This is a genomic window from Pseudomonas sp. MPB03 (assembly GCF_046605385.1).
GTDB lineage: Bacteria > Pseudomonadota > Gammaproteobacteria > Pseudomonadales > Pseudomonadaceae > Aquipseudomonas > Aquipseudomonas zanjanensis.
In genome coordinates, this window is sequence record NZ_CP176770.1 from 4,115,390 (window position 1) to 4,132,309 (window position 16,920).

A 16,920-nucleotide genomic window follows, 5' to 3' on the forward strand; every position below is an offset into this window, starting at 1 on the left:
CGCTATTCACCGCTTTGTTGTTGTGGTTGTAGGCATTGGTCGTACAAATAGTCCATGACGACAAGGTTGAACATTGCGCTCTGGTCATCATGAACGTAATGGCTGGCGTCGGCGATTTCCTCTGTGCTCACCCACTTGTTGGCCTGCTTTATCGACTCGAGGGTCGCCAGGGGCAGGAAGTCGGAACGGGCGCCACGAATGAACAGCGTCGGGCAATCCAGCGCCCGTACCGCCGGCCACAGATCGGTCGGGGTGATGCTCAGGCGCGCCTGGGCAATACCTTGCTGGTCGTGACGCCATTCGATTCCAGCCAGGGTTTCCTTCATCGAATACATCAGCCTGGAGGCCAGTCCCTCCTCAGAGAGACCAGGTCGCGCTTGCAGCCAGAACTGGGCGGCGCTCTCCCAGTCAGGAAACAACAGCGGTGTCTGGCTCATCTCGCGCCGAATCCGCTCGGCGCCGTCACCGCTGACCGAAGAACCCGGGCCGATGTCCTCGATCACCAGTGCTTGCAGTCGTCCCGGATGGAGCCGCGCATACTCCAGTGCATTGGTGCCGCCCAGAGAATGCCCCACCAGGACGAAACGCTGCAGCCCCAGGTGCGCCACCAGGTCTTCAAGATCGTTGACATAGACCTCGGTCCGGTAACTGGAGGCATCCGCCCAGTCACTGTAGCCGCGACCGCGCTGGTCAAGGGCATAGCAGCAGTACCGCTCGCCCAATGCATTGGCCAGGCCATCCCAGGTCTGGGCATAGGAGCGCAGCCCATGGAGCAGCAGCACGGGAATGCCTGACGCATCGCCCCATGACAGATAGTGCAGGCGCATCCCCGAACGATTGGTGAAAAACTGGCTGTTTGCAGACATTCGTTGGCTTCCCACGATCAGCGCCCCTCAATACAGGCCGTCATTGCCCTTGACGTCAGCCGCCTGCAGACCACCCAGGCGCGCATGCAAACGCCCGCGCGTGGCGAAGGCCCAGATAATGATCAACTCATCGGCCGCCGGACCATCGCCGAACGACAGGGAAATGCTGTCGTAGTGGGAACGGACATACAGCGCGTCCTTGTGGGCCAGCGGCACGTCGATGGTCACGCCAGGCCCGCCGCGCTTGCCGGTGGAAGGCACCCAGGACTTGCCGCCGCCCAGCGCGACACGGATTGGATCCGCCGCCGGGTTGGTCAGCAACGCATTGCCGTGCTCGTACTCGCCCTGGCTGCCTACCAGGCAGGCCTTGCCATAACTGACGATCTCACGCTGGCCCGCCAGGACCCGAATGCGCCGACCAAACTCCTGGCCCAGCAAGGGCGACGGTTCTATCAACTCCGCCAGGCTTTCACTGAAACGGCCGGCGTAAGGGTTGGCGATCACCGCGCCAATGGCGTACTTGAACAACGGCTCGCCATCGGCCAACTGGCCGGTTTCGTTGGCCAGGGTTTCCTCGACGAAGCTGTACCATTTGCGGATGTGATAACTGGCGAAATTCGCGGTTTTCATAAGAGCAGTCTCATTCAAAGTGGGTCGAGATCGAAATGCCGGCTGGGGGCGCCAGCGGCCTTGAAGCGGGCCTTGCCGAGCGCGTCGTCATGTTCGGACTCGAGGAAAAATTCCATGCGATTGCCATCGGGGTCGTTGAAATACACGCCGTTGCCGATCTCGTGGTCGGTGATCTTCACCACCTCGACGCCCTTGTTCAGCAACATGCCGTAGAGCTTGCGCAAGGTGGTCATGTCGCCCGCGATCTCCAGCCCGTAGTGCTGCAATCCCAGGCCACCCTGGTGGGCCCCGGGCTCGGCGCGGAGCAACGCGATGTCGTGATGCTTGGCACCAAACGCCATCATGATCCAGCTTTCACCCCGGGCGCTTTCATGCATGCCCAGCACGTCGGCGTACCAGCGTGCCGAGACTTCCGGGTCGCGCACGAACAACGACAGGTGAGTACGAACGACTTCGACTTTCATCGCACGGTCCCTCAGTTTTTCTTGATGATGGATTGATGCCCGGACTTGATTTGCGCCACGGCGGGCGTCCAGAGCACATCAGCGATTTCACTGAACTCGCGCCACTGCTTCTGCCAGCCGTCACCGCCATTCTCGGAGGTGAACAGATGCCCGTACTTGGTACCGGCGACGATCTGGCGAGGGTCGGCAGGGTTCAAGGCAATCGCCCAGACACAGGAGTTGGGTTGTTGCGGCAGTGGCAGCACTTCCCAACTGACGGCGGCATCCCGGGAGACCAGCACCTTGCTGGTGGTGCCTGGGGTGCCGTCGGAGATGCTCAGGTACAGCGTATCCTCGCTGCCCAACGCCGCATTCATGGCGCGCACGTAGTACAGGCCGAAGGTCTCCCGGGCGACGATGCCGGTCCAGGTCTGCCCTTCGTCGAGGCTGCGGTACACAGCGTTGACGCACACCACGACGATGACCTTTTGCCCGTGATTGGGCAGGACCACGATGTTGTGCACGTCCGAGTTGTAGTCCCACAGCAAGCGATCATCGACGCGGGTCCAGCTGTCGCCACCGTCGCGGCTGTGGAACAGCCCGCCCTCTTCCAGGCCGAACCAGAGCTGGTTGCGATCTGTCGGGTCGTAGGCGAAGGCCAGCAAGCGTGGACGACTGACGCCGTCGCAGAATTCCGGGATTTCCACCGGGGCACGGTCCCAGCTCTGGCCACCGTCGAGGGTGCGCCACAGCACGGCGCGCGACGGCGCGCCGGTGCCAACGAAAATCCGCTGGGCATCCTGGGGATCCACCGCGACCTTCCAGACTGTCTGCCCATTGAACGGCGAATCCACCCGCTGCCAGTGGCCGCCAGTGTCAAGGCTGACGCACAGGCCGACATCGGTGCCGGCGTAGACCACCTCGGGCGTGCCCGGATGAAAACTCAGGGACCGGGTGATCGCATCGAATTCCAGGTCCTGGCCCAGGCCCAGGCGATGCCAGGTGCGACCATCGTCGGCGCTGCGGATCACCGCTTGCCCGACGGTGGCGACCAAAAGGGTTCCGTTACTCATCACTGCTGCTCCTCAAATGAAGATGCCACGGGTCAAGCCGCCGTCGATGCCAATGGATTCCCCGGTCACCGCACCGGCCTTGGGGGACGCGAGGAAACCGATCAGCCAGCCCATTTCGATGGGGGCCAGGGTGCGTCGGATCGGCGTCGCGTCGATGTAGCCCTGCTCCACCTGCTCGGGCGTCTTGCCCTGCTTGACTCCTTCGCGCTCGTACAGCTCCTGGATGTGCGGGGTGTCGACCACGCCGGGGTGGATCAGGTTGACCGTGATGCCGGACGGGCCGAGTTGGTCGGAGAGGGTCTTGGTCATGTGGGCGATGGCCAGGTTGCGCATGCCCGAGAGGACCTTGCTGCCACGCCCGGTCAGGCCACCGATGTTGATGATGCGACCGAAACCGCCGGCCTTCATGTGCGGCGTCACCGCCTTGGCGCAACGGAAATAGCCGATCACCTTGGTGTTGAGGTCCGAGAGCAATTCATCGTCGCCGGCATGTTCGATGTCGTTGCGCACCACGCCGGACGGGGCCGCCGCGCCGTTGACCAGGATATCGATGCGGCCAAAGTGCTTGTGGGCCGCTTCGACCATGTCGGACACCGCCGACATCTGGTTGGTGTCACAGAACAGCGGCAGCACCTCGTTGCCGGTCTCTGCGCTGATTTCCTCGGCGGCCTGCTGGAGATATTCCATGCGCCGCGCGCAGATCACCACCTTGCAACCTTCCTGGGACAGAAAGCGCGCGACTTCCTTGCCGATACCCATACCACCGCCGGTGACGATCGCCACGCGGCCTTGCAATTCCAGATCCATAGCAGTTCCTCTTGTGATTATTCGGCTCAGGCCAGATCGACGAAGACACTTTTGGTTTCGGTGTAGGCATCGATCACGTTCTTACTCATTTCCCGACCCCAGCCGGATTGCTTGTAGCCACCAAAAGGCGAGGCCGGGTCGACGACGTTCCAGCAGTTGATCCACACCGAGCCGGCCTTCAACTGCGCCGCCACGCGGTGGGCGGAGCGCAAGTCACGGGTCCACAGTCCGGCCGCCAGGCCATAAGGCGAGTCGTTGGCACGCAGCACCAGCTCGTCGATTTCGGTCCAGCTCATGACGGTCAGCACCGGGCCGAAGATTTCTTCCCGGGCGACACAGGCGCGCTCGGCGCGGTCGAGAAACACGCTGGGGCGGATGAAGTGGCCGCGCTCCAAATGGTCGGGGCGATCACCGCCGCAGATCAGTTCGGCGCCCTCTTCCTGGCCCCGCTGCAGGTAGCCACGCACCGTGCCCAATTGCCGGGCCGAGACCAGCGGGCCCATGCTGTTGGCCGGATCCAGTCCTGGCCCCAACACATGGGCGGCGGCGTGGCGCTGGAGTTCTTCGAGCACCTGGTCGAGGACGCTGGCGTGCACGTACAGACGCGAACCGGCGGTGCAGACCTGGCCCTGGTTGTAGAAAATCCCATCGGCGGCGCCTTTGGCGGCCCGGACGATGTCGGCGTCCGGCAGGATGATGTTGGGGGACTTGCCACCCAGCTCCAACGAGACCTTCTTCATGTTGCCGGTGGCCGCCTGGGCGATCAGCCGGCCCACCTGGGTCGAACCGGTGAAGGCGATCTTGTCCACGTCCGGGTGCTGGGCCAGCGGTGCGCCGGTCCGCGCCCCCAGGCCGGTCAGCAGGTTGACCACCCCGGCCGGGAAACCGGCGGCCTCGATCAATTGCACCAGGCGAATGGCAACCAGGGGCGTCTGTTCGGCGGGCTTGAGCACCGCGACACAACCGGTCGCCAGCACCGGACCGAGCTTCCACACGCACATGGTCAGCGGGAAATTCCACGGCACGATCAACGCGCAGACGCCCACCGGCTCGCGCAAGGTGTAGTTGAGCATCGGCGCGCCACTGGCGGGCGACACCGGCAACGTGCTGCCTTCGATCTTGGTCGGCCAGCCGGCGAAATAACGGATGATGTTGGCCGCGCTGGCCGCTTCGCCCCGGGCCGCGCCGATCGGCTTGCCGTTTTCCAGGGTGATCAGTTGCGCCAGCTCTTCGCGATGCTGGTCGAGCAGTTCCGCCAGGCGAAACAACAGCAACCCGCGCTGGGCCGGCGACTGCTGCGCCCAAGCTCCGGTGAAGGCCGCACGGGCGGCAGCGACGGCGGCATCCACGTCGCGTTCGCCGCCTTCGGCGACTTCCGCCAGGGTGTGTTCAGTGGCCGGGTTTTCCACGGCAAACCGGCGACCATCGGCGGCGTCCTGCCAGGTGCCGCCGATAAACAGGCGCCCGGGTAACGACAGGAACTTCTCGACCGCGGGTAACAATTGAATCTGGTTCATATCCCCTCCTTCACAGCGCCATTTCAATCAGGCAAGGACCGCCATCGGCCTTGGCGTTGGCCAGGGCGCGCTGCAACTCGCCGTTGGTGTGCACGGTGCTGGCCGGCAAGCCGTAGCCCTTGGCCAGGGCCTTCCAATCGATGCGAGGACGGTCCAGTACCGTCAGGCTCAGGGCCTCGGGGCCCAGCTCGGTCATGCCGAAGCGGCGCAGTTCGTTTTGCAGGATGGCGTAGCGATGGTTGGCCGCGATCAGGATCACCACCGGCAATTGCTCCCGGGCGATGCTCCACAAGGTCTGGATCGTGTACTGGGCACTGCCGTCCGATTGCAGGCAGAACACCTTGTTGCCACGCTCGGCCATGGCGGCGCCAAAGCCCACCGGGATGCCCTGGCCGATGGCCCCACCGGTATTGGTCAAGACCCGATGCCGTGCGGCATGGGCCGAGGCAGTGAAGAACGGATAGCCGCACGTCCCGCCTTCCACCGAAACGATGCAGTCGTCCGGCAGCGACGCGGCCAACACCTGGCCGACGGATTGGGGCGTCAACGTGGCTTCGCTGGGCGGCAGTTCGATGCCGCTTGGCGTGGGCACATAAGCCGGAGCTTCAAGGGCATCGGCCAGCGCAGTGAGCGCCCCGGCAACGTCGTCCCCCACCTCAGCCAGGCACAGCAGGCGTTCGCGCTCTGCCAGCCGCGAGGCAATGCCTTCGTAGCCGAAATAGCTGATGGGTTCGGGGACGCCGGCGCAGACCACCGCGTCATATTGATCCAGGATCTCGATGGCCACTTCAGGGAAGTAAGGCAGGCGATCCAGGTCCGGCAGGCCACCACCGCGGTAACTCACGCGGGGAAAGGTTTCGGCGAACAGGCGCACGCCCGGCAGTCGGGCCAGGCGCCCCGCCGCTTCGAGTCCGGCGACGGACAAGCCTTGGTCGCCGACGATAAACACCAGGCGCCGGCCATCGCGCAGTGCCTGGGCAACCGCCTCGATCCGGTCACCGGCAAAACGCCGGACCGGGGCCTGCAATGCTGTGAAGGCCTTCTCGTGCTGCACGGTGTTGGCTTGCAGGTCCATCGGCAGGATCAGGCTGGCGATCTGGCCGTTGGCTTGCCAGGCGGCACGCACCGCCTCCTGGAAATCTTCACCAACGCCCGATGCCGTGCGCGAGGTACGTACCCACGTGGAAACGCTGCCGGCCAAGGCCTGGATATCACTGGCCAACGGCGGATCGTAATTGACGTGCCAGGACGCGTGATCGCCGATGACGTTGACGATCGGGGTGTTGGCGCGACGGGCGTTGTGCAGGTTGGCGATGCCATTGGCAAAGCCGGGACCGAGGTGCGTCAAGGTCATCGCCGGCTTGCCGGCAATCCGGCCGTAGCCGTCCGCCGCACCGGTGCACACCCCTTCGAACAAGGACAGTACCGGCTTGAGGGCTGGCGCGCTGGCCATGGCTGCCACCAGGGGGATTTCAGTCGTTCCGGGGTTGGCGAAGCAGTATTCGATACCGCTTGCCACCGCCGCCTTCACTATCAGTTGCGCACCATTCATTTCCAGCCCTCTTCATCGAGCGTTTGCAGTGGCTGAGATTTATCACACAGCCAAATCGACAAAACAAGCTATTTTTCTGCATTAAAATCATATTTTGAGATAAATGCATATTTTTGAAGAGTAAACGACTGGAAATAAGTTTGCATTTCTCAAGCATTCGGTTACCGTGGCAACGCGCTCCTGAGGGCATGCGCGGGCTTTTCATCACCGCCGCGGCTACCTATAGTGCTCACCCAACGCCCCCCTACGCGCCATTCCCCCTTTAGGAGCGAAATGAGCAGTCTGAGCAAAATGCTGAGCGTGCTGGACCTTTTCGGCCCGGCCACGCTGAAGATCGACCCCGATACCATCGCCGAGCGCATGGGCCTGTCACGAGCGACCGTGTACCGCTACGTCAAGGATTTGTGCGATGCCGGCCTGCTGGTTCGGGTGGATGCCGGCAGCTACGGCCTGGGGCCACGCATCATTGAGCTGGACTGGATGATGCGGCAGTACGACCCGATCCTCGTGGCCGGCCGCGAGTTGATGCACGAGCTGTCCGATGCCACTGGCCTGGCGGTGTTTGCCAGCGTTTTCTACGACGGCCGCATCATCAACACCTACATCGCCGAACCCAGCGACACCTACCAGTTCTCATTCGGCCGCGGCCAGCCGCTGCCGTTCTTTCGCGGTGCGCAATCCAAGGTGTTGATCGCTTTCCAGAAGGGTCGACGCCTGCAACGCCTGTTCGAAGAGCACCTGGCCAACGACCCCCACGGCAGCTATGACTGGGCAAGCTTTTCCAAGGCCGCGAAAAAGATCCGCAAGGACGGCTATTGCATGACCCACGACGAACTCAACCTGGGGCTCACCGGTATCGCGGCGCCGATCGTCAACCCCGAACTCGACGACGTGGTGGGCAGCCTGTCGGCCGTCGGCAGCACCGACAGCTTCAAGCTGCTGCGCCAGGAAACCGTGATTGAAATGGTGATGGACACGACCCGGCGGATTGCCGAGCGGATGCAGAATCCGCCTGCTGTCGGCTAGAAAGCACAGACACTGCTCACTCGAGAGAAACACTGTCCCTGTGGCGAGGGAGCTTGCTCCCGCTGGGCTGCGCAGCAGGCCCAAAAAAAGAGGGGCCGCTGCGCGACCCAGCGGGAGCAAGCTCCCTCGCCACAGGGTTTATCCAACGCCCTTGCTTCAGAACGGCACAGCCACCGTCACCTGGCTGTAGACGTTGGTGCCATTGCCGCTCACTTGATTGCCCCCCGTCGTTGCGTCCCGATCCGGCTTGTAGAGGCCGATCAGCGGCGTGACGATCAAATGCTCGTTCACCGCCCATTCGACGTACAGGTCCAACTCGCGGGCATCCAGGTTCAGCGCGTTGTCTTTACGCACGGTGTTGTAGTCGAAGTACAGCGCACCGAGGGTCAGGTTCTCCAACGGCTTGGCTGTCAGGCCGACATGATGAATGCCCGTGTTGCTGTTGAAGGGCCCGGCATAATTACCCGCGACTTCGCCCTGGAACCAGGTGCCATAACCGGTGCTCTGCCCGGTGAACAGCGAATCCCACTTCTGCGAATAGCGGGTGTAGCGGTACGTCAGCTTGGGGGCCCAGGCGAGATCGGCAAAGGTGTAGCCGGCCTCGGCGTACCAGGCGTTCTGCGGGCCGGCGTCCTTGTCTTGCCAAGCGTATTCGAACGCCAGGCTCGCATTTTCAAGGCCGGCGTCACCTTCACCGCGAAGACTGTAGACGTCCATGCCCTTGCGTTGCCGCTGGAAATCGCTGGCCCACCGGTCGCTCACATCCAGGCCGTGGATCCAGGTCAACCCCAAGGTCCCGGCCTTGGCGGTGTAGTCCAGCGTTCCGGCGGCCAGTTCGGTTTCGGCCTGGGCGCGGTTGTCGGACTTGAGCCACACCACGCTGCCATGCAGCCCCTCCTGCCCACCCAGGCGCAACACGGCGGTCTGATCGAACGCGTGCCGGGCCGCCAGGTAATAGGCGCCACCGCGATTCAAGCGACCGTCGGCAGGCCCTTTGCCCAGGTTCGGCCCGTCATCGTTGATCAAAAAGCCCCTGCCCAGCTTGACCACCTGCCGCCCGCCGGAGATATCGACACCGTCCTGCCCCAGCACGGGGAACAGGTCGGCGGAGCGCCACCCCAGGTAAGCGTCTTCGATCTTCGTCGTGCGTTCGCTGCCCAGCGAATTGCCGGCCGCGTCACCATCGCCCCAGGTGGCGGAACTGACCAGGCTGAACGCACCGTAGGCGGTGCCATGGCCGGCCAGGCCTTGGTCGCCGCTGACGCCATACTTGATGAAACCTTCGCGCCAGGTTGAACCGCCGGGCCTGCCGTCGTAGTTCTTGCGACTGTTGAAATGGCCGAACACTGCCAGCAGGTCGGCGTTGAAATGCGTGTCGTCATCGGCATACAACTCATGGGCCTGGACCTGATTCGCGGCGCAAAGCGCCAGCGTACAGGCCAGGCCACTGCCGAAAAATTCCATACGCGATAGGTTCCGCATGGTTGAAGCTCCTTGTGCTGCGCCTTTTGAAGGCTGTTTTTATATTCAGGGAGCCGGCACGGCATACCGCGCCGGCTTACAGATTAGCGGCAGTCGGCGAGCGCACCGTCCAACGCACCGACCATCAGGGCGGCCTCGTCGCTGGTGAGGGTCAACGGCGGCGACATCACGATCTTGTTGCCAATCGGGCGCACCAATACGCCGGCCCGACGCGCTTGCTCGGCAATGCGCGAGGCCAGGCCGTTGGCGGGGTCAAGCGGCTCGCGGGTGACCTTGTCCGCCACCAGGTCCACGGCGATCATCAAGCCTTTGCCGCGCACTTCGCCCACCACCGCGTAACGTTCGGTCAGCGGCTGCAATTGCTCCAGCAATTGGGCACCGACTTTCCCGGCATTGCCCGGCAAGTCCTCGGCCTCGACGATGTCCAGCACCGCCAAGGCCGCCGCACACGCCGTCGGGTGTCCGCTGTAGGTGTAGCCGTGCATGATCACGTTGCTGAAACCCGGACCGTTTTCGATGGCATCGACGATGCGCTGGTTGAAGACCGTGGCGCCCATGGGGATGTAACCGGCGGTGATGCCCTTGGCCAGGCACAGCACGTCGGGCGCGACGCCCCAGCCCCGGCTGCCGAGCATGCAGCCGGTGCGGCCGAACCCGGTGACCACCTCATCGGCGATCAACAGGATGCCGTGGCGGTCGCAGACTTCCCGCAGCCGCTTCCAGTAATGCGCCGGCGGCACGATCACGCCACCGGCGCCTTGCACTGGCTCGGCGATCAACGCGGCAATGGTCTGCGGGCCGAGCAGCGCGATCTGGTCTTCCAACTGGCGAACGCAGTGAGCGGTCAACTCCTCTGGATCGCGGCAGTCCCAGGGGTTGCGGTACAGCCACGGCGTATCGAGCAGATGACAGCCGGCCAACAGCGGCCCATGGTTGTAGTGATACACGCCGTTGCCACCCACTGAGGTGCCGCCCATGTGCACGCCATGGTAGCCATTGCGCAACGACAGGAAACGCGTGCGCCCTGGCTCGCCGCTGGCGATCCAGTATTGGCGGGCCATTTTCAGGGCCGTCTCGACCGCATCGGAACCGCCGGAACTGAACAGCACCCGCGCCATGTTTTCCTGGGCGAACATCGACGTCAGCCGCTCGGCCAGGTCGAACACCCGTGGATGAGCAATGCCGTCGAAGGTCTGGTAATAAGCCAGTTCGTCCATCTGGGCGGCGATAGCCGCCTTCACCGAAGGCCGGTTATGGCCCACGTTCACGTTCCACAGGCCGCCGACACCGTCGAGCATGCGATGCCCCTCGATATCGGTGATGTAGTTGCCGTCGCCACGGGCGATGATCAACGTCTTGGAGCGGTTGGCGGGCGCCGAAGAACTCATCGGGTGCCAGAACTTCTTCTGTGCTGTCTTGTAGTGCTCGTACATGGTTGCAGTCCTCATTCTGTTTCACGCTTGCGTACGTACAGCAGTTGCTGGCCGGTGAACTCCAGCAACCCTTCAAGGCCGAACTCGACGCCGAACCCGGACATCTTGCTGCCGCCAAACGGCGTATTCGGCTGGATTTGCGCATGGCAGTTGACCCAGGCCATACCGCATTCCAGGCGACTGGCCAGTGCCTGGGCCTGCTCGCTGTCGCGGCCCCAGACCGATCCACCCAGGCCCATGTCGCCGGCATTGGCGCGACGCAGGACGTCCTCGACATCCTGGTAGGCAATCAGCGGCAACACCGGGCCGAACTGTTCCTCGTCCACCAGGCGCTGCCCGTCGGTCACATCGGCGACCAACGTCGGCGGGTAGAAAAAGCCCGGGCGGTCCAGACGGGCACCGCCGCACAACACCCGCGCGCCATGGGCGCGGGCATCGGCCACCAGTTCCTCAACCAGCTTCAACTGTTCGAAGTTCTGCACCGGACCAAACGTGACCCCAGGCGCCAAGCCGTCACCCACCACCTGACGCTGGGCGATCTTGGCCAGGGCCTGGGCAAAGGCTTCGTACTGGGATTGGTGGATGTACAAACGCTTGAGGGCCGCGCAGGTCTGGCCCATGTTCAGGAAGGCCGCCTGGAAAATCTCTTCGGCCACCGCCTCCACCGGGGTTCCGGGCAGCACGATGGCCGCGTCGTTACCGCCCAGTTCCAGGGTCAGGCGCTTGAGGTTTCCGGCGGCACCGCGCATCACGCTTTGGCCGGTGGCGGTCGAACCGGTGAAAACGATTTTCTGGATACCGGCATGGGCCGTGATCGCGCTGCCAAAACCTTGTTCGCCGGTCACGCTATTGATCACGCCGCGAGGCACATGGCGCGCGATGATCTCCACCAGGCGCAGGGTGCTCAGGGGCGTCAGGCTTGACGGTTTGCTGATCACACAGTTGCCGGCCCGCAACGCTGGCATGATGTGCCAGACGGCGATCATGAACGGCCAGTTCCAGGGCGTGATCGACGCGACGACGCCCAACGGCTTGCGGTGCAGCTCAATGCGCTGGCTCGGGGTTTCTTCCACCAATTCCACAGGGATGTGCTGCTCGGCGGCGTAGCGCGTCCAGGCCACCGCCCCCATCACTTCAGAGAACGCCAGTTCCAGCGGTTTTCCCTGCTCCAGGACAATCAGCCGGGCCAACGACTCGGCGTCCTGCTCGATGTCCGCCGCGATGTTCAACAGGCGTTGGCGGCGATCTTCATGGGTGCTGTGGCGCCACTCGACAAAGGCCGCTTGCGCCGCCTCGACGGCAAGGTCCAGTTGGGCCAGGGAACCGGCCGGACACCGTGCGAACACCGTGGCGGTGGCTGGATTGAGCACATCGAAGTGGCCGTTCTCGCCGTCGACCCGAGTTCCATCGATGAGCATTTGATAATCGTGCATGACACCTTCCTTTCGCGCGCTGCCGGACCGTCCCGAACGGCAGCGGATTTATTGTCTGGGTAGATTGATGGGGTCGCGCGGTGCCCTAGAGCTTGTGGCTGCCCAACGCCATGAACCGCTCGGGCGAGGCCTTGCGCAATCGGGCGGCGAGGTACACGCCGACGATCAGCGCGACGGGAATCACCGCGCAAAGTCCGTAGGACAAAAGTTGGCTGGCGCCGGTCAGCACATCGAAATGAATCACCGCAAGGGCCAGGACCGCCAACAAGGCCAGGCACGAGAAGCCCGGAAGAATCCGACCGCGCCAGAGCCCCAGCTTCAACTCCGGATGCGCGCGGAAATAAACCAATACCGCCGCCGAGGTCAGGGCCATGAGCAGGATCACGCACAGCGTGGCCAGGTTGGAAAACCAGGCGAACAGTTGCAGGATCGGATCCGCATCTAGCGCGGCGAAGATCAGCACCACCACCGCGGCGATCAGGCTTTGCAGGACCGAGCCCATGTGCGGGCTTTGATGCACGCGATGGGTGGTGCCCAAGCGGCTGTGCAGCAAACCGTCACGCCCGATGGCATAGAAATAACGGGCCGCGGCGTTGTGGAACGCCAGCAGCCCGGCGTAGATGCTGACCATGAACAGTACGCGGATGATCTGGGTCAGGTGCGGGCCGACAAAGTGGTCGGACATACCGTAGATGAACGTGGTGGGATCCTGCAGCGCTTGCAAGGTCGGCACGATCTTGTCCGCCCCTACGCCAATCACCATGGCCCAGACCGACAAGGCATAGAAACCACCGATCAACAGCACCGAGCTATAGGTGGCGATGGGAATCGTACGGTGCGGATTCCTGGCCTCCTCGCCGTAGATGGTGGTGGCCTCGAAGCCGATGAACGCCGCGAAGCAGAACAGCAAGCCGATGGATGGCGTACCGCTGAACACATGGCTGCGATCGAACGAATCGAGGTTGATGCCGCTATCGCCACCGGTCTTGAGGATGGCGAAATCCAGCGTCAGGATCGCCAGGTATTCGGCAATGACCACCACCGACAGCACTCGGGCCGACAGGTCGATCTTGCGATAGCCGAGAATCGCGATGCTCGCCATCGCCAGGAGCGAATAGGTCCACCATGGCAAGTCCAGGCCAAAGACGCTGGCCATCGTGCCGCTGACCACGCCGCCGAACATGCCGTACAGGCCGACCTGCAGGATGTTGTAGGCAAACATCGCCAACACACCCGCTGCGCCACCGGCCAAGCCACCCAGGCCGCGGGAGGTGAACGCATAAAAACCACCGGCATTGGTCATGTGCCGGGACATGGCGGTGTAGCCCGCCGAAAATGCCAACAACACCAACAGCGCCAGGAGCAGCAACGCCGGTGTGCCGGCGCCGTTGCCCAGCATGATGCCAATTGGGAAGCCACCGGCGATGACACTCAGGGGGCTCGCCGCCGAAATCACGAAGAAGATGATGAAGCCGACACCCAGGGCACCGCGCTTCAACTCCGTCGAGCTGCTGATCGGGAAAGATACGCTCATTGTTCTTGACCTTATTGTATGAGGCAGTTGTTGCTGGATCGCAGACGCCAGCTTCGCCGACTTCCAAAAGCTGATGGCTCTGCTTGCACGCTGGATTCGATGCTAGGCCCTGACCAAAACCCTTCGCTATCCCAAAACGGCAGCATCCGAAGCGCTGCCCCAAAACAGGTCAACTCAATGCCGGAACGCTGACCATGTCGCTGGACCCAACAACCTGTGGCGAGGGAGCTTGCTCCCGCTGGGTCGCGCAGCGGCCCCTCTTTTTTGGGCCTGCTGCGCAGTCCAGCGGGAGCAAGCTCCCTCGCCACAGGTTTTGTGTTTTCTTGGCGGAGTCGCATTGCCCTATGCCGGCGCACAACCGCTGCCGATTCGGGATAACGGGAAAGTGCCTCCTGCCGCAAGATAACCTCGCCCACCGCTCAAACCGTGCTGGGCACAGAACAATAAAAATCCCCCGCGCAGGAAAACCTCAGCATGTCCTTCACTCGTCTCTCTATCCAATGGCGGATCACGCTCCTGAGCGGCCTGTGCCTGCTGGCCGTCGTCGGCGCACTGACCGGTGCCTCGCTGTATCAGAGCCAGCAAAGCGCAACGTTGCTCAAGCAGCAAAGCAGTCAACTGCTGGGGCGCTCGGCCCTGGAAGGTTTGCAGGCACAGGGCTTGGCACACGGTCAGCGGGTGGAACGGTTTTTCAGCGAAACGGCGATCTATGGGGAAGGTTTTGCCCAGCAAGTCCTGCAACTGCGCGCCCAGGCGTGGAACGGGCGACTGACACCGGGGCAACTGCGTCGGGACTTGATCGCCGCGACCCGCCAGGCTCTCCAGAACCGCGAAAAAGTGCTGGGCTTCTACGTGGTGCTGCTTCCCGACGCGCTGATCGGTGAAGATGCCGGCTTCACCGGCCAACGGGATCTGGCCGGCAATGAAATAGGTCGCTTTGCCCTGTACTGGTCGCAAAGCCAACCCGGCCATCTGGTGCAAGAAGTGCTCAGCGAAGCCCAGATCAGTGCCAACACCGCGCCACCGGGCAGCGAGCCGGCCAACGCCTGGTACGTCTGCCCCCAGACCCAAGGGCGCACCTGCGTGACCGAGCCCTACGCGATCGAGGTCGAAGGCCAGAAGACGCTGATGAGCAGCATCTCCATACCGCTGCTGGACCAAGGCAAAGTTATCGGTGTCGTCGGCATGGACATCAGCCTCGATACCCTCCAGCAACTCGCCGCCAGCCTGGCCAACGACCTGTATCCCGGCCACAGCGAAATCAACATCCTTTCCCCATCCGGGCAAATTGCCGGCCACAGCGGCACCGTGGCGGGTACGTCTGTCGATGTGCAGCAAACCGTGCAAACCGCTCCGGCAAACGCCCCTTGGCAATTGCAGATACGCGTGCCGGAAACGCTGGTACAAGCGCCGGCCCTGCACATGCAGGCCCAGTTGGACGACAAGCATCGCCAGGCCAATTGGTTCAATCTCAGCCTGGGCTTGCTGGCTGCCGGCTTGGGCCTGTTACTCATCTGGCTCACCGCCTACGGCGTGACCCGGCCACTGCTGAGGGTGGCGCAAATGCTCGATGCGATTGTCGACGGCGACGGCGATCTCACCCAGCGCCTGCCCGACGACCGCCACGATGAATTGGGCCATCTGGCCCAGGGCTTCAATCGTTTTCTCGATAAACTGCAGCCCATCATCCGCGATATCCAGCAAGCCTCCCTGGACACCCGCAACACCGCCGACACCTCGGCGCAGGTGGCCCGGGAAGTCAGCGCGGGCATGCACACGCAGTACCGGGAAGTCGAACTGGCGGCAACCGCCTTGCATGAAATGAGCACCAGCGCCCAGGAAGTGGCGCGCCATTCCCACCAGGCGGCCGATGCCGCCACCGTCGCCGAAAACGCTAGCCGATCAGGGCGGGAACTATTCGCCAACGCGGTCAACAGCATCGACAGCCTCGACCGCTGCCTGGAAACCACCCTCGAACAAGTGCAGGCACTGGCCGGCAACAGTCAGCACATCGGCCAGGTGTTGGATGTGATTTGTGCGATTGCCCAGCAGACCAACCTGCTGGCATTGAATGCCGCCATCGAGGCCGCCCGCGCTGGCGAACAGGGCCGTGGCTTCGCGGTGGTGGCCGACGAAGTCCGGCATCTGGCGAGCAATACGCAGAATTCGGTCGAACAAATACGCTCGGTGATCGAAGCGTTGCAGCAACTGAGCCAGGACGTCGTGCACAGCACCCAGTCGAGCCGCGAGCTGGCCAGGGACAGCGTCGTTCAAGTCGATAAGACCCAGGCGGCGCTGCAGCGCGTCACCGATGCCGTGGAAGTGATCGAACACATGAACCAGCAGATCGCCAGCGCGGCCTTGGAGCAAAGCGCTGTCGTGGAAGACATCAGCCATCGCGTCAGTGACATTCGCGGCATCAGTGAAACCTTGACCAGCCGCATGGAGGAAGCCTCGCAGGCGAGCCACTCGTTGCATGCCATGGCCAACCACCAGCAGCAGTTGGTGGGGCATTTTCGGATATAAGGGTGCTTGACGATTCACTGTAGTTGCCGGCACCCGCCAAACCCTGAGTGACACTCATTCGTCACTCGTGTCTGGCTTCGTCAGGCAGATCAACAACTTGAGTACCCAGATCGCCACCGCCGCTCTGGAGCAAAGCGCTATCGTGGAAGACATCAGCCATCGCATTAGTGACATTCGCGAAATCAGCGAGATCCTTGACCATTCGGATGGAAGAAGCAGCATCGCAGGCGTGTCACTCGTTGCACGCCATAGCCTCTTGCAATCTGCTTAACCAGCCTACGTGAACCGCCAATCTTAATTGAATCCAAATAAAGCTTGGCGAGCCACGGACGTTTGAAGGCCCGTGGCTTTCCACCTCATCGTGCTGCCGCTTTTCATCAATCGTTGGGTTTTTTACTAATAACGGGCGTGATCATCAGGATTCATTGAAGCATCAAGATGCCTCTGCGCGTCCTCGAGGGTGCGCTGAGGAAGCGTTATTTTGTTACCGTTTTTTGAGAAAACCTGGAATTGATTTGGATACTCCGGATCATCGGCGGAATATGCGCGAATTTCATATCCCCTATAATCGCTCGTTGTGTAGCTCATAACGTTCTCC

14 protein-coding genes and 2 pseudogenes are annotated in these 16,920 nt (G+C 62.7%); 4 read left to right on the forward strand and 12 right to left on the reverse strand.

Annotated elements, in window-relative coordinates:
* Positions 1–2 precede the first annotated feature (2 nt).
* Genes ACLH0I_RS17555 through ACLH0I_RS17585 form a run of 7 tightly spaced genes read right to left on the reverse strand, consistent with a single transcriptional unit; the run spans position 3 to position 6,888 of the window.
* Complete coding sequence (locus ACLH0I_RS17555) at positions 3–866, reverse strand: alpha/beta fold hydrolase (RefSeq protein ID WP_411384930.1); 864 nt, start codon at positions 864–866, stop codon at positions 3–5.
* A 27-nt stretch (positions 867–893) separates the two neighbouring features.
* The gene (locus ACLH0I_RS17560; RefSeq protein WP_186705872.1) at positions 894–1,496 is read right to left on the reverse strand and encodes an amino acid synthesis family protein; all 603 of its coding nucleotides are present in this window, start codon (positions 1,494–1,496) and stop codon (positions 894–896) included.
* Positions 1,497–1,510: 14 nt separating this feature from the next.
* On the reverse strand, positions 1,511–1,960 hold the full coding sequence (locus ACLH0I_RS17565; RefSeq protein ID WP_053122009.1) for a VOC family protein: 450 nt from the start codon (positions 1,958–1,960) through the stop codon (positions 1,511–1,513).
* An 11-nt stretch (positions 1,961–1,971) separates the two neighbouring features.
* Positions 1,972–3,012 (reverse strand): VPS10 domain-containing protein, encoded by a 1,041-nt coding sequence (locus ACLH0I_RS17570; protein ID WP_250964390.1) that lies wholly within the window; start codon positions 3,010–3,012, stop codon positions 1,972–1,974.
* Between the two features lie 12 nt (positions 3,013–3,024).
* Positions 3,025–3,819 carry an SDR family NAD(P)-dependent oxidoreductase gene (locus tag ACLH0I_RS17575; RefSeq protein WP_186705869.1) on the reverse strand — a complete coding sequence of 265 codons (795 nt, stop codon included), beginning with the start codon at positions 3,817–3,819 and terminating at the stop codon, positions 3,025–3,027.
* A gap of 26 nt (positions 3,820–3,845) precedes the next feature.
* Complete coding sequence (locus ACLH0I_RS17580; protein ID WP_250964391.1) at positions 3,846–5,336, reverse strand: aldehyde dehydrogenase family protein; 1,491 nt, start codon at positions 5,334–5,336, stop codon at positions 3,846–3,848.
* Positions 5,337–5,346: 10 nt separating this feature from the next.
* On the reverse strand, positions 5,347–6,888 hold the full coding sequence (locus ACLH0I_RS17585; protein ID WP_411384931.1) for an acetolactate synthase large subunit: 1,542 nt from the start codon (positions 6,886–6,888) through the stop codon (positions 5,347–5,349).
* Between the two features lie 273 nt (positions 6,889–7,161).
* Here ACLH0I_RS17585 and ACLH0I_RS17590 point away from each other — a divergent pair, with 273 nt between their 5' ends.
* The gene (locus ACLH0I_RS17590; protein WP_186705866.1) at positions 7,162–7,914 is read left to right on the forward strand and encodes an IclR family transcriptional regulator; all 753 of its coding nucleotides are present in this window, start codon (positions 7,162–7,164) and stop codon (positions 7,912–7,914) included.
* A gap of 156 nt (positions 7,915–8,070) precedes the next feature.
* Here the strand turns inward: ACLH0I_RS17590 and ACLH0I_RS17595 are convergent, their stop codons facing one another.
* The 4 genes from ACLH0I_RS17595 to ACLH0I_RS17610 form a co-directional block, all read right to left on the reverse strand.
* Positions 8,071–9,396: a hypothetical protein gene (locus ACLH0I_RS17595; protein WP_411384932.1), complete on the reverse strand. Its 1,326-nt coding sequence runs from the start codon at positions 9,394–9,396 to the stop codon at positions 8,071–8,073.
* Between the two features lie 83 nt (positions 9,397–9,479).
* Positions 9,480–10,829 (reverse strand): aminotransferase class III-fold pyridoxal phosphate-dependent enzyme, encoded by a 1,350-nt coding sequence (locus ACLH0I_RS17600; RefSeq protein WP_411384933.1) that lies wholly within the window; start codon positions 10,827–10,829, stop codon positions 9,480–9,482.
* 11 nt (positions 10,830–10,840) lie between these two features.
* Positions 10,841–12,262, reverse strand: a complete 1,422-nt coding sequence (locus ACLH0I_RS17605; RefSeq protein ID WP_411384934.1) for an aldehyde dehydrogenase family protein — start codon at positions 12,260–12,262, stop codon at positions 10,841–10,843.
* An 85-nt stretch (positions 12,263–12,347) separates the two neighbouring features.
* On the reverse strand, positions 12,348–13,796 hold the full coding sequence (locus ACLH0I_RS17610) for an APC family permease (protein WP_207962179.1): 1,449 nt from the start codon (positions 13,794–13,796) through the stop codon (positions 12,348–12,350).
* Between the two features lie 474 nt (positions 13,797–14,270).
* Between ACLH0I_RS17610 and ACLH0I_RS17615 the strand changes: the two are divergent.
* The 3 genes and pseudogenes from ACLH0I_RS17615 to ACLH0I_RS17625 all read left to right on the forward strand — a co-directional run.
* Positions 14,271–15,464: pseudogene (locus ACLH0I_RS17615) on the forward strand (HAMP domain-containing protein); the annotation flags it as partial.
* Between the two features lie 267 nt (positions 15,465–15,731).
* Positions 15,732–16,322, forward strand: a pseudogene (locus tag ACLH0I_RS17620) (methyl-accepting chemotaxis protein); the annotation flags it as partial.
* A 97-nt stretch (positions 16,323–16,419) separates the two neighbouring features.
* Positions 16,420–16,593 carry a hypothetical protein gene (locus ACLH0I_RS17625; protein ID WP_250964401.1) on the forward strand — a complete coding sequence of 58 codons (174 nt, stop codon included), beginning with the start codon at positions 16,420–16,422 and terminating at the stop codon, positions 16,591–16,593.
* Positions 16,594–16,718: 125 nt separating this feature from the next.
* Here the strand turns inward: ACLH0I_RS17625 and ACLH0I_RS17630 are convergent, their stop codons facing one another.
* A complete protein-coding gene (locus ACLH0I_RS17630; RefSeq protein ID WP_250964397.1) occupies positions 16,719–16,910 on the reverse strand; it encodes a hypothetical protein in 192 nt (63 codons plus the stop codon).
* Between the last annotated feature and the right edge of the window lie 10 nt (positions 16,911–16,920).